General features: G+C 73.5%; 12 protein-coding genes. 2 read left to right on the top strand and 10 right to left on the bottom strand.

The features are described from left to right. Positions 1-81 precede the first annotated feature (81 nt). The 6 genes from GA0070562_RS11785 to GA0070562_RS11760 all read right to left on the bottom strand — a co-directional run bounded on the left by GA0070562_RS11785 (position 82) and on the right by GA0070562_RS11760 (position 7,290). Positions 82-1,632, bottom strand: a complete 1,551-nt coding sequence (locus tag GA0070562_RS11785) for a S1 family peptidase (protein WP_091419765.1) — start codon at positions 1,630-1,632, stop codon at positions 82-84. A 174-nt stretch (positions 1,633-1,806) separates the two neighbouring features. Continuing rightward, entirely contained in the window at positions 1,807-3,495 is a 1,689-nt protein-coding gene (locus GA0070562_RS11780; RefSeq protein WP_091419762.1) for a ribonuclease J, read from the bottom strand. A 51-nt stretch (positions 3,496-3,546) separates the two neighbouring features. After that, on the bottom strand, positions 3,547-4,473 hold the full coding sequence (gene dapA / locus GA0070562_RS11775; RefSeq protein ID WP_091419759.1) for a 4-hydroxy-tetrahydrodipicolinate synthase: 927 nt from the start codon (positions 4,471-4,473) through the stop codon (positions 3,547-3,549). A gap of 52 nt (positions 4,474-4,525) precedes the next feature. Then, the gene (thyX, locus tag GA0070562_RS11770; RefSeq protein ID WP_091420240.1) at positions 4,526-5,263 is read right to left on the bottom strand and encodes an FAD-dependent thymidylate synthase; all 738 of its coding nucleotides are present in this window, start codon (positions 5,261-5,263) and stop codon (positions 4,526-4,528) included. A gap of 115 nt (positions 5,264-5,378) precedes the next feature. Beyond that, entirely contained in the window at positions 5,379-6,071 is a 693-nt protein-coding gene (locus GA0070562_RS11765; RefSeq protein ID WP_091419758.1) for a DUF2752 domain-containing protein, read from the bottom strand. Next, positions 6,061-7,290, bottom strand: coding sequence for a winged helix-turn-helix domain-containing protein (locus GA0070562_RS11760; RefSeq protein ID WP_091419755.1), 1,230 nt, complete (start codon positions 7,288-7,290; stop codon positions 6,061-6,063). Before GA0070562_RS11760 ends, GA0070562_RS11765 begins: the two co-directional genes overlap by 11 nt. 119 nt (positions 7,291-7,409) lie before the next feature. On the opposite strand from GA0070562_RS11760, the gene GA0070562_RS11755 reads away from it, so the two are divergent. Then, on the top strand, positions 7,410-7,955 hold the full coding sequence (locus GA0070562_RS11755; RefSeq protein WP_091419753.1) for a GNAT family N-acetyltransferase: 546 nt from the start codon (positions 7,410-7,412) through the stop codon (positions 7,953-7,955). Here GA0070562_RS11755 and GA0070562_RS11750 read toward each other — a convergent pair. Continuing rightward, positions 7,860-9,164 carry a glycosyltransferase family 87 protein gene (locus GA0070562_RS11750; protein WP_091419751.1) on the bottom strand — a complete coding sequence of 435 codons (1,305 nt, stop codon included), beginning with the start codon at positions 9,162-9,164 and terminating at the stop codon, positions 7,860-7,862. The genes GA0070562_RS11755 and GA0070562_RS11750 overlap by 96 nt on opposite strands. A gap of 35 nt (positions 9,165-9,199) precedes the next feature. Between GA0070562_RS11750 and GA0070562_RS11745 the strand changes: the two genes are divergently transcribed. Then, positions 9,200-9,793, top strand: a complete 594-nt coding sequence (locus tag GA0070562_RS11745) for a GNAT family N-acetyltransferase (RefSeq protein WP_091419749.1) — start codon at positions 9,200-9,202, stop codon at positions 9,791-9,793. Positions 9,794-9,972: 179 nt separating this feature from the next. Here GA0070562_RS11745 and GA0070562_RS11740 read toward each other — a convergent pair whose 3' ends face one another. The 3 genes from GA0070562_RS11740 to GA0070562_RS11730 form a co-directional block, all read right to left on the bottom strand. Continuing rightward, positions 9,973-10,443, bottom strand: coding sequence for a GNAT family N-acetyltransferase (locus GA0070562_RS11740; RefSeq protein ID WP_091419746.1), 471 nt, complete (start codon positions 10,441-10,443; stop codon positions 9,973-9,975). 85 nt (positions 10,444-10,528) lie between these two features. Next, positions 10,529-11,290 carry a 4-hydroxy-tetrahydrodipicolinate reductase gene (dapB, locus tag GA0070562_RS11735; protein WP_091419744.1) on the bottom strand — a complete coding sequence of 254 codons (762 nt, stop codon included), beginning with the start codon at positions 11,288-11,290 and terminating at the stop codon, positions 10,529-10,531. Between the two features lie 81 nt (positions 11,291-11,371). Next, a complete protein-coding gene (locus GA0070562_RS11730; RefSeq protein WP_091419742.1) occupies positions 11,372-12,745 on the bottom strand; it encodes a M16 family metallopeptidase in 1,374 nt (457 codons plus the stop codon). Positions 12,746-12,835 lie beyond the last annotated feature (90 nt).

Below are 12,835 nucleotides of genomic sequence, written 5' to 3'. Positions count from 1 at the left end.
CGGAGGAACCGTGCCGCCCACGCGGCGCGGCCCCCGACCACCGGGCGGTGGTGGTCGAGGGCCGCGGTCTGGGTGCGGCGGTCAGCGGACGGAGAACGCCAGCGTGTACTCGCCGGAGCCGGACAACCCGACGACGCGGTACCGGTAGGCACCGGCCTGGGTCTCGGCGGTCAGCCGGGCAGTGCCGTCGGCGGAGACCGTGCGGGCCACGGTGCGGAACGCGCCGCCGGTGAAGCGTTGCAGCTCCAGCACGACGCGGGCGCCGTCCGGCGCGGACAGGCACGCCTCCTGGGTGCCGCCGGGCACCCGGAAGAAGCGCCCGTCCGGCTGGACCTGGGTCCGTCCGGCGGCGATCCGGCCGGTCCGGCTCACCTGACCGGAGCAGTCGGTGTCGTCCGCCGGCGGGGTCGGTTCGGCGGTCGCGGGCGGGCTGGTCTCGCCGCCCCCGGCCGGAGGCTGGGTGGGCGCCGGCTGGTCACCGGCGGTCACCAGCGTCAGGTTGTTGCGCTGGAGGATCTCGTTGACCGGCTGGAAGAACGTGGTGCCGCCCCGGGTGCAGTCGCCCGAGCCGCCGGAGGTGACACCCTGCGCCTGGTCGCCGGAGAGCCACGCGCCGCCGGAGTCACCCGGCTCGGCGCAGACGTTCGTCCGGGTCAGCCCGGTGACCGTCCCCTCGGGGTAGTTGACTGTCGCGTTCTTCGCCTGGATCAGGCCGCATCGGGTGCCGGTGGTGGAGCCGGACCGGCAGATCGACGCGCCGACCGGCGCCTCCGTGGAGCCGTTCACGGCCACCGTGCCGCCGTCGTTGAAGTCGGCCACCACGCCCTGCGGCGTCCAGTCCGCGTTGACCCGCACGAACGCCCAGTCGTCACCAGGGAACGAGGAGGCGGCGAACGTGCCCTGGGCGACCCGGTTGGATCCGGTGGTGCGGTCCCCCGGCCGGCCGCAGTGCCCGGCGGTGACGAACCCGCCGACCACGGAGAAGCCGACCGAACAGCGGCCCGCGTTGTTGATCAGGTAGGCGTCTCCGCCCCGCACGTCGAACAGCGGACGCGGGGCCTCGTCGGCGGTACGCACCCGGACCATGGCGGCCTTCGACCCCGCGGCGGCGGCGAGCCGTCGGCCGTCGGCCTCCGCGCCCGGCCGGGCGATCACGACCACCTCGTTGCCTGCTACGTCGACGTACCAGCCGGCGACGTCCGGGCTGGCGTCGGCGCCCGCCGCGTCCAGCCGGCTCTTCACCGCGTCCAGCTCGCCGACGCCGCGGGCGACCCGCTTCGGGACCGCGCCCGCAGCCCGCACCCGCGCCTCGCCGGCCGGGTCGGCCACCGCGACGGTGAGCGTGGCGCCGTCCTCGCTGAGCCAGCTCCCGCCGTAACCGGCGCCGAGTTCCCCGCGCAGCCGGGTGACGGTGCCGGCCGCCCACCGCTCGGTCCGCAGCCGCTTCACCGCCTGGTCGCGGGTCAGCGCGAGGTCGCGGCCCATCGCGTCCAGGACCTCCGGGGCGACGCCGTCGGCCGCCGGTGCGGCCCGCCGCGGCCCTTCACCGGCGAACGACGGCAGGGTCACCGCCGCGGTCAACCCGGCCGCCGCCACCAGTACGCCGATGGCTGTCATCCGTCTGCGGTCCATCCGGCACGCTCCTCCCGACCGGCGCAGGGGCACGCCGGCCGTCGGGAGGTACGGAGACGGACGCCGATCGGATGAGTGCCGGCGGCACGTTTCGACGCGGCGTGTCGGGGCGTACCCGGAAAGCGACGACGCCGGCCCACCCCGGAGGGTGGACCGGCGCGCGGCGCGGTCGGGTCAGACCTCGACGACGGTCGGGACGATCATGGGCCGACGGCGGTACGCGTCGTTGACCCAGCGGCCCACCGTGCGGCGGACGATCTGCTGGAGCTGGTGCGGGTCGGTGATGCCGTCCGCGGCGGCCCGGTTCAGCGCCTCGGTGACCAGCGGGATCACCGGGTTGAACGCGGCCGGGTCCTCGGAGAAGCCCTTCGCCGAGACGGTCGGCCCGGCGACCACCTTGCCGGTGACCGAGTCGACCACGACTGTGGTCGCGATGAAACCACCGTCGCCGAGGATCCGCCGCTCGGTGAGCAGCGACTCGCTGACGTCGCCGACGGCGAGACCGTCGACGTAGACGTACCGGCTCTTCACCCGTCCGACCACGCTGGCGCGGCCCTCCACCAGGTCGACCACGTCGCCGTCCTCGCAGAGCACGACCCGGTCCGGCGCGACGCCGGACTCGATGCCGAGCCGGGCGTGCGCCCGCAGGTGCCGCCATTCGCCGTGCACCGGCATCAGGTTGCTCGGGCGTACGACGTTGAGCAGGTAGAGCAGCTCGCCGGCCGGGGCGTGGCCGGAGACGTGCACCTTGGCGACGTCCTTGTGCACGACCACGGCGCCGGCCCGGGCCAGCCGGTTGATCACCCGGTAGACCGAGGTCTCGTTGCCGGGCACCAGCGAGGACGCCAGCACGACCGTGTCGCCCGGCGCGATGGTGATGTGCCGGTGGTCGCCGCTGGCCATCCGGCCCAGCGCGCTCATCGGCTCGCCCTGCGAACCGGTGGACATGAGCACGATCTGCTCGGGTGGCAGGTTGGTGGCCTCCTCGATGCCGACCACCAGGCCCGACGGGATGTTGAGCAGGCCCAGGTCGCGGGCGATGCCCATGTTGCGGACCATGGACCGGCCGATCAGGGCCACCTTGCGGCCGTGCTCGGCCGCAGAGTCGAAGACCTGCTGCACCCGGTGCACGTGCGAGGCGAACGAGGCGACGATGATCCGCCCCTTCGCCTTGGCGAAGATCGAGTCCAGGACCGGCCCGATCTCCCGCTCCGGCGTGACGAAACCGGGGATCTCCGCGTTCGTCGAGTCGGACAGCAGCAGGTCGACGCCCTCGGCGCCGAGCCGGGCGAACCCGGCCAGGTCGGTGATCCGCCCGTCGAGCGGAAGCTGGTCCATCTTGAAGTCGCCGGTGTGCAGCACCAGGCCGGCCGGGGTACGGATGGCCACCGCCAGCGCGTCCGGAATCGAGTGGTTCACCGCGAAGAACTCGCACTCGAACGGGCCGAGCCGTTCCCGGCCGCCCTCCCGCACGGTCAGCGTGTACGGCTGGATCCGCCGCTCGGCCAGCTTCGCCTCGACGAGCGCAAGCGTGAACTGGGAGCCGACGAGCGGAATGTCCGGCTTGTGAGCGAGCAGGTACGGCACGGCGCCGATGTGGTCCTCGTGGCCGTGCGTGAGCACGATCGCCTGCACGTCGGCCAGCCGGTCCAGGATCGGGCCGAAGTCGGGCAGGATCAGGTCCACACCCGGCTGCTCGACGTCGGGGAACAGCACCCCGCAGTCGACGATGAGCAGCTTGCCGTCGTACTCGAAGACGGTCATGTTCCGGCCGATGGCGCCGAGTCCGCCGAGCGGGATGATCCGCAGGCCGCCCTCGGGCAGCGGCGGGGGCAGCTCACCCTCGATGTGCGCCTCGGTCACGCGTCACCTCATTCTGCGACGCCGTCGCGCGGCGTCCGTCGTGTCGTTGATTCATTCGGGCAGGGGCAGGCCCGCCGCGGCGCAGTCGGCGCGCAGCTGGGCCAGTTCGTCACCGGTGGCGTCGACGAGCGGCGGCCGCACCGGACCGGCCGGGCGACCCTGCGCCCCCAGGCCGGCCTTGACCAGGATCGTGCCCTGGGTGCGGAAGATGCCGGTGTAGAGCGGCAGCAACTGCCGGTGCAGGGCGAGCGCCCGGGCGTTGTCGCCCGCCTCGAACGCCTCGATCATCTGCTTGGTCAGCGCGCCGGTGAAGTGGGTGGAGGTGCCGACCACGCCGACCGCGCCGACCGACAGCATCGGCAGGGTGAGCGCGTCCTCGCCGCTGTAGTAGGCCAGGTCGGTGCGGCTGAGCACCTCCGAGGTGGCGAACAGGTCGCCCTTGGCGTCCTTCACCGCGACGATCCGGCCGTGCTCGGCCAGCTTCACGAGCGTCTCGGTGGCGATCGCCACGCCCGTGCGGTGCGGGATGTCGTAGAGCATGACCGGCAGGCCGGTGGAGTCCGCGACGGTGGTGAAGTGACGCAGCAGCCCGGCCTGCGGCGGCTTGTTGTAGTACGGCGTGACCACCAGCAGACCGTGCGCGCCGGCCTTCTCGGCCTGCGTGGCCAGCTCGACGGTGTGCCGGGTGTCGTTGGTGCCCACACCGGCGACGATCCTGGCCCGGTCGCCGACCGCCTCGACCACGGTACGGATCAGCGACTCCTTCTCCGCCTCCGTGGTGGTCGGGGACTCGCCGGTGGTGCCGTTGAGCACCAGCGCGTCGTTGCCCTGCTGGTCGACGAGATGTTCGGCCAGCCGGGCGGCGCCGTCGAGATCCAGGCCACCGTCCGGCGTGAACGGGGTCACCATGGCCGTCATCACCCGCCCGAACGGGCGCGACGCGCCCCGGCTCGGGGCGGCGGAGTGGTCGTGCGTCATGCTCACAACCTAGCGGACGGCCGCCGGTGGCCCGGCGGCGAAGGGCGACGAGTCACTCCGCGTGCGGCGACGCCGCCACCTCGGTGCCGTCGGGCAGGGTGGAGATCACGAAGTCGGCGAAGACGTTCGGCGCGACACCCTTGAGCTGGCGCAGGCACTCCACCGCCAGCTCGCGGATCTCCACGTCGGCGTGCTCGGTGGCGCGCATCTTGACGAAGTGCCGCCAGGCCCGGTAGTTGCCGGTCACGACGATCCGCGTCTCGGTGGCGTTCGGCAGCACCGCCCGGGCCGCCTGGCGGGCCTGCTTGCGGCGCAGCGTCGGGTTGGGCTCGTCGGTGAAGCGGGACTCCAGCCCCTCCAGCAACTCGGTGTACGCCCGCACCGCCGCGTCGGTGGCCTCGACGAACTTCTTGTGCAGCTCCGGATCGTCGGCGATCACCGACGGCTCGACCATCGCCGCGTCCCGCTCCGGCACGTAGCGCTGGGACAGCTGCGAGTAGGAGAAGTGCCGGTGCCGGATCAGCTCGTGCGTGAACGAGCGGGAGACGCCGCTGAAGTAGAAGCTCACCGAGCCGTGCTCCAGCACGCTCAGGTGGCCGACCTCCAGGATGTGCGCCAGGTAACCGGCGTTGGTCGCGGTGGCCGGGTTCGGCTTCTTCCAGCTCTGGTAGCAGGCCCGGCCGGCGAACTCGGCGAGCGCCTGCCCACCGTCGGCGTCGGTGGACCACGGCACCTCTTCGGGCGCCTGGAACTGGGTCCACGCGATCAACTTGACCTGGGGCTGAACCATCTCCGGCATTCCTGCGACTGTAGTGGCCGCGCCGTCGCCGTGGAAATCGGGCACGCGGCCGACCAGCGGGCGCTCCGCCCAGGTGTCCAAGATCTCGCGGAGGGCTCGGCCCCGGTCAGACGTAGAGCGAGGTGAAGGGGGCCCAGGGGAGGTTACGGGCCACCGAGAAGACCGCCCAGGCGGCCAGGAACATGCCGACGACCTTGGGGCTGAACTGCAACTCGGGCAGCTTCCAGCCGAACGCCCGGTTGCCGGCCCAGGCCACGAAGAGCCAGGCCAGGAACGGCAGCGCGAAGATGAACAGGAAGTGGTGGCGGGCCGCGGCGGGCAGGTCGCCGTGCAGCACGTACCAGAGCGCGCGGGTGCCGCCGCAGCCCGGACAGTCCAGCCCGGTGGTCAGCTTGAGCAGGCAGGTCGGCGCGGCGTCCGGGTCGCTCCGGGTCGGGTCGCTGATCAGCGCGTACGCGATGCCGATGCCGACGCAGCCGAGCGCGGCCAGCGGCACCGCCCAGCGCGGGGCGCGGGCGTGCAGGCGCATCACCATCCGGGTGAACCGGTCGGCCTCGACCGGCTGGTACGTCACCGGGTAACCCCCGGGCCACGGTGCTCCGGGTGCTCCGGCGGGAGCATGCGGACCGGCGTGCGCGTGCGCCTCGGCGTGCGAAGGCTGCCCGGCGTGCGCGAAAGCGTGCGCCTCGCCCCGCGGCCCGGACTCCGGCTCCTGCGCGTGCCCGTGCGGGTCCGGCTCGGGGTGCGGGTCGGGCGCGGCGGCAGGCCGGTCAACGCTCGTCACGCGCTCACCGTACACCGGCCACGCCCACCAGCGCGGCGGCCAGCGGCCCCGCCAGGTCGCCGGCGGTGGGCGGGGCGACCGCGTCCAGGCCGAGCCAGCCGGCGAGCCGGTACAGCTCGGCGGCGAGCGCCACAGCGGTCTCCCCCGGGTCGGCCCCCGGCTCGACCCAGGCGGCGGGCACCAGCAGCACCCCGGCCTTCCGGTCGGCCTTCAGGTCGACCCGGGCGGTGAACCGCTCGCCCTGGCGGAACGGCAGCACGTAGTAGCCGTAGACCCGCTGCGGCGCCGGCACGTAGATCTCGATCCGGTAGGTGAAGCCGAACAGCCGCTCGGTACGCGCCCGTTCCCAGACCAGCGGGTCGAACGGGCTGACCAGCGTGTTGCCACGCACCCAGCGGGGCAGCCGGGCGTCCGCGTGCAGGTAGGCGGGGTGCCGCCAGCCCTGCACCGTGACCGGGGTCAGCTCGCCCGCCTCGACCAGCTCGGCCACCGCCCGCCGGGCCCCGGTGACCGGCAGCCGGAAGTAGTCGCGCAGCTCCGGTTCGGCGGCGACGCCGAGCGAACGGGCGGCCATCGAGACGAGCGTGCGGTGCGCCTCGGCGTCGGTCGGGGTGGGCGCGTCCAGCACGGCGGCCGGGAGCACCCGCTCGGGCAGGTCGTAGCGGCGGGCGAACGCGTTGGTGCGGTCGGCGGCGGTGACCTCGCCGGCCCAGAACAGGAACTCCAGCGCCCGCTTCACCGCCGACCAGTTCCAGCCCCAGTTGCCGGTCTCCCGTGGCGCGTCGTGCTCGATCTCGGCCGCGGTCAGCGGCCCTCGCGCGGCGACCTCGTCGCGGACCCAGGCGACCAGCTCGGGCTGCTCCTCGGCGATCCGGCGCATCCCGCCCCAGGACTCGTCGCGGGCCTTGGCCATCCGCCAGCGCAACACCGGGTGCAGCCCCACCGGCACCAGCGACGCCTCGTGCGCCCAGTATTCGAACAGCTCGCGCGGGCGGCGGTAGGCGGCGGTGTCCAGCAGCGCGGTCGGGTACGGCCCGAGCCGGCTGTAGAGCGGCAGGTAGTGCGCCCGCTGGAGCACGTTCACCGAGTCCATCTGGATCAGCCCGACCCGGTCGAGCACCCGGCGCAGGTGCCGCCGGGTGGGCACGCCGGTGGGCGCCGGGTCGGCGAAGCCCTGGGCGGCCAGGGCGATCCGGCGGGCCTGGGCGAGGGAGAGCGATTCCGGTACGGCCATCGTCGGCGACCCTAATCCAGCGGTACGACACGACGCCTCCGGACCGCCACGCGATGCTCGACGCGCCGGGCCGGGAGCGGCGGCTGGACCGATCGCCCGCCGGGGCATAGAACGGACAGGTGCTCACCATTCGCCGGGAGGAACCGGACGACGCCGAGGCGATCGCCCGGGTGCACGTCCACGGCTGGCAGGCCGGTTACGCCGGGATCATGCCCGAGGAGGTGCTGAGCCGGCTGAACCCCCGCGCCTGGGCACAGCGCCGCCGCGACCTCGGCACCGCCGACCCGGAACACCCGTTCACCACGCTCGTCGCCGAGGACGGCGGCACGATCGTCGGGTTCACCACGTTCGGGCCGTACCGGAACAACCAGGACCGCGACGACCTCGACCCGGCCCACGGCGAACTGGTGGCGATCTACGTGGAACCGGCGCACTGGGGCTCGGGCGCCGCCCGGACGCTGCTCGCGGCGGCCCGCGACGGCCTGGCCGAGCGGGGCTGGACGGGGTACCGGCTCTGGGTGCTCGCCGACAACGCCCGCGCCCGCCGCTTCTACGAGCGGGCCGGTCACTCACCGGACGGCGAGGAGTCCACCTACCCGGTGCCGCTGTCCGGCGGCCTCGCCCCGATCCTGCTCCGCGAGCTGCGGTACACCACCGGAAGCTGACCCGGCCGGGAGGTCACCGCCGGGCCGCTCCCCGCCGGCCGGCGTGAGCCACCGCCGGATCGGCAGCCCGAGCAGCAGCGCCAGGCTGATCCACACGTACGTGTTGCTGCCGAGGAAACCGTCCACGCCGGTGAAGTCCTTCTCCCAGGACCAGACGATCCGGCTGCACAGCAGCGCGTACCCGATCAGCGCGGCGGCCAGCAGCAGACGGCGCCGGCGGCTGCGCGCGGGCGCCGCCATGCCGTTGTCGACGAGCAGGATCAGCCCGGGCAGCAGCCAGACCAGATGGTGCACCCAGGTCACCGGGCTGACCAGGCACATCACGGCGCCGGTCAGGGCCAGGCCGGTGGCCTCGTCGCCGGCGGCCACCGCCGCCCGCGACCGCCACCCCCAGATCACGAGCGTCAGGAGTACGAGCACCAGCCAGGCGATCGTGCTCGGGTGCTGCGGGTCGAGCCGGGCCACCACCCCGCGCAGCGACTGGTTGGAGACGAACGCCAGCTCACCGACCCGGTCGGTGTTCCACAGCGCCTCGGTCCAGAACTCCCGGGAGGCGTCCGGGAAGAGACCGGCGGCCACGAGCGTGGCGACGGCGGCCGTGCCGACGGCGGTGAGCGCGGTCCGCCAGCGGCCGGTGACCAGCAGGTAGACGATGAAGATGCCGGGCGTCAGCTTGATCGCGGTGGCCAGGCCGATGCCCACGCCCGCCCAGCGGCTGCGCGCCGGCAGCAGCCACAGCAGGTCCGCCGCCACCAGGAACAGCAGCAGCATGTTGACCTGGCCGAAGTTGACCGTCTCGCGCATCGGCTCGTACGCGGCGGCCAGGCAGAACGCGACCGCGAGGGCGAACCAGCGGGTCCAGCCGGACCGGCGGGCCACCGGGTCCAGCAGCCGCCAGATCACCACGGCGCTCGCCAGCACTGTCGCGGTCACGCTCACCACGATCGCCGCGCTCCACGGCAGGTACGCCATCGGCAGCATCACCAGCGCGGCGAACGGCGGGTAGGTGAAGCCGTACTGCGTGCCGGGGCGCAGGAAGTCGTAGATCTCCCCGCCGTCGCGCGCCCAGTACGTCAGCGCGCCGTAGTAGACCTGGAGGTCGAAGAAGCCGTGCCGGACCGCCGCCACGGAGAGGAACACGGTGACCGCCGCGGCGAGCGCCACCACGGCGACGACCTGCGTGATCGTCCGCCCGGCACCCTGCGCCACCGTCACCCTCCTCGCCCTGCGTAGGCTCACGTGCCATGGCTGCAGGCTACGTCCGGCCCGCGCGTCCCGAGGACGCCGGCGAGATCGCACGCATCCAGCTCGCGACCTGGCGGGTCGCGTACCGCCGGATCCTGCCACGGCACGTGCTCGACAACCTCGACGAGGCGTACCTCGCGCGGCGGTGGGGCGCGGCGGTGCAGGAGCCGCCCTCGGGCGCGCACCGGGTGCTGGTCGCCGTCGAACAGGCGGCGCAATCCTATCTGGTGGGGTTCGTCGCCTCCGGTCCGGCCGATGCCGACGCGCTCGCCCCCGACGAGCCGGCCGAGGCGCTCGCCTCGGGCGTCGCGGCGGTCACGGACCTGCTGGTCGAGCCCCGGTGGGGGCGGCGCGGGCACGGCAGCCGGCTGCTCGCCGCGGCTGTCGACCACTGGCGCGCCGACGGCCTGACCCGGGCGGTGGCGTGGGCGTTCGACGCCGACGCGGCGACCCGGAACTTCCTCGGCTCGACGGGCTGGGAGCCGGACGGGGCGTCCCGCGCGCTGGACGTGGACGACATGCTGGTCCCCCAGATCCGCCTCCACGTGGCGATCCCGGAGACCGCAGAGGAAAATTCCTCAGCCGACCGATGAGTTCCAGCCCTGCCGCCGGTCCACCCTCTCGTGGGTGGGCCGGCGGTCCCGGCACGGGGCAGGACCGCCACCCCACCCCACCCCACCCCATCCTTGACCCCGTCGATCATGAGGTTGACGGCCTTTTCGATCTCCTTAAATGCCGCCAACCTCATGATCGTCGGGGGCCGGGCAGGGGGTCAGGCTGGGGGGAGGAGTTCGGCTACCAGCTCGTCGTCCTCCATGGCGCCTGTGGGGTGGAAACCCAGAGACGTGTAGAGGGCGCCGGCGGGCTTGTTGTCAGGGTGGTAGCTCAGGCGGATCGGCTGGCCCGCCTCGGCGAGCCAGTCCGCGAGCGTCCGTACGGTGGCGCGGCCCAGGCCCCGGCCCTGCTCGGCGGCGTCGATCACCATGCCGCCGATCCAGCGCGACTCGTCGTCGTCCACGCCCCACATCACGTGTCCGACGACCGTCTCGTCGGCGTACACCGCGAGCGAGTTCCAGACGTCCGAGCGCTCGGTGAGAAGCAGGTAGCGGGCGGCCAGTGCGGCCACGAAGGCACGCTGGTCGTCGTGCGGCGCGACGTCCGCCACTGCCCGCCAGTTGTCGTCGTCCACCGGGCGCAGCGTCACCCGGCGGCCGGTGCGGTCGGAGTGTCCAGAATCGATCATGAAAGCAGCCTAGGTCTGCGCCACCGACCAGGCAAAACGGTTTCCCGCAGCAGGCCGGGGCGCGGTGCGCGGCACCCGCTGCGGGTCAGTCGAGCAGGGCGTCCAGGCCGACGGTCAGACCGGGCCGGCGACCCACCTCCCGGACCGCGAGCAGCACGCCGGGCATGAACGACACCCGGTCGTACGAGTCGTGCCGGATGGTGAGCGTCTCACCGGTGGTGCCGAACAGCACCTCCTGATGGGCGACCAGGCCGGTGGCGCGTACCGCGTGCACGCGTACCCCGTCGATGTCGGCACCGCGGGCGCCGGCCACCTCGTCACGGGTGGCGTCCGGCGCGGGCCCGAGGCCGGCGTCGGCGCGGGCGGCGGCGATCAGCCGGGCGGTGTGGGTGGCGGTGCCGCTCGGCGCGTCCAGCTTGCGCGGGTGGTGCTGCTCGATGATCTCGACGGACTCGAAGTGCCGGGCGGCGCGCGCCGCGAACTGCATCATCAGCACCGCGCCGATGCCGAAGTTGGGGGCGATCACCACGCCCACGCCGGGCCGCCCGGACAACCACTCGCGCACCTGGGCGAGCCGCTGCTCGGTGAAGCCGGTGGTGCCGACCACCGCGTGCACGCCGTTCTCGACGCACCAGCGCAGGTTGTCCATGACCGCGTCGGGGGTGGTGAAGTCGACGACCACCCCGGCGCCCGCCTGCGCCACCGCGTCCAGGTCGTCGCCCTGGTCGACGGCCGCGACCAGCTCCAGGTCGGAGGCGGAGTCGACCGCCTTGCAGACCTCCATGCCCATCCGGCCCCGGGCGCCCAGCACGCCGACCCGGGCCACCGCGTTCTGCTGCTCAGTCACGGGCCACAACCTATCCCAGCCCGCACGACGCGGTCCGGCGGACCGCACCGCCGCCCGGCATCCGGCGGACCGGGCCGTCGCTCAGCGGTCGACGGTGAAGCTGCCCTCGTCGAACGGGCCGACGACGGCAAGCGACATCGGCCGGCCGAGCAGCTCGGCGGCGAGCGCGTTCACGTCCGCGAGCGTCACCGCGTCCACCCGCGCCAGCAGGTCATCCACCGGCATCAGGTTGCCGTAGAGCAGCTCCCCCTTGGCGAGCCGGCTCATCCGCGAGCCGGTGTCCTCCAGCCCGAGCACGAACGAGCCCTTGCTCATCCCCTTGCCCCGGGCCAGCTCCGCCTCGGTGATCCCCTCGGCGGCCACCCGCGCCAGCTCGGCGCGGGTCAGGTCCAGCACCTCGTCCACCTTGCCCGGCGCGCAACCGGCGTAGACGGCGAACACGCCGCTGTCGGCGTACTGGCTGGCGTAGGAGTAGACCGAGTACGCCAGCCCGCGCTGCTCCCGGATCTCCTGGAACAGCCGGCTGGACATGCCGCCGCCGAGCACGTTGTTCAGCACGCCGAGGGCGAACCGCCGGTCGTCGGTGCGGTCGATGCCCGGGCAGCCGAGGATGACGTGCGCCTGCTCGGTCTCCTTCGGCTCGACCAGCGTGGTGGCCGGCTTGGTGCGTACCGTCGGGGTGGCCCGGCGGTGCGGCGCCGGCGACGCCGGGTCGGTGTCCAGCGGGGTGCCGCGCAGCGCCTGCCGGACCAGCTTGACCACGGCGGCGTGGTCGAGGTTCCCGGCGGCGGCGATCACGATCTGCGGCGCCGTGTAGCGGCGGCGGTAGAAGCCCTGGATCTGCCGGCGGGTCATCGGCGTGACCGTCTCCTCCGTGCCGGAGATGAGCCGGCCCAGCGGGTGGTCGCCGTAGACGGCGCGGGCGAACAGGTCGTGCACCTCGTCGCCGGGCTCGTCGTCGTGCATGGCGATCTCTTCGAGGATGACGCCGCGTTCGGTCTCCACGTCGGGGGCGGCCAGCACCGAGTCGGCGACCAGGTCGCACATGACGTCGATGGCGAGCGGCAGGTCCTCGTCCAGCACCCGCGCGTAGTAGCAGGTGTATTCCTTCGTGGTGAAGGCGTTGGTCTCGCCGCCCACGGCCTCGATCTGCGCCGAGATCTCCAACGCGCTGCGCTTGTTGGTGCCCTTGAACAGCAGGTGCTCCAGGAAGTGCGCGGCACCGGCCTGCGAGCCGGTCTCGTCGCGCGAGCCGACAGCCACCCAGATGCCGAACGACACGCTGCGCATCGCCGGGATCGCCTCGGTGAGCACCCGCAGCCCGCTGGGGAGCACGGTACGGCGGACGGTGCCGCCGAGCGGGTCGTCGCTGAGCGTCCGGGTGACCGCGCGGGCCGCCGCACCGGGTCCGGTCGGCGCCACCCCCCGTCCCGTCGAGGCGACTGACGAACTCACGAGAACCTGCTCTCCGGATGACGAGGAACGGCGGGACGTACGACGGCTCCAGCTCGCGCACGCGACCTGGAGCCGTGGGCCGGCCCGGGT

It is taken from the genome of Micromonospora tulbaghiae (assembly GCF_900091605.1).
GTDB lineage: Bacteria > Actinomycetota > Actinomycetes > Mycobacteriales > Micromonosporaceae > Micromonospora > Micromonospora tulbaghiae.
This window is presented reverse-complemented; position numbering and strand designations above follow the sequence as displayed.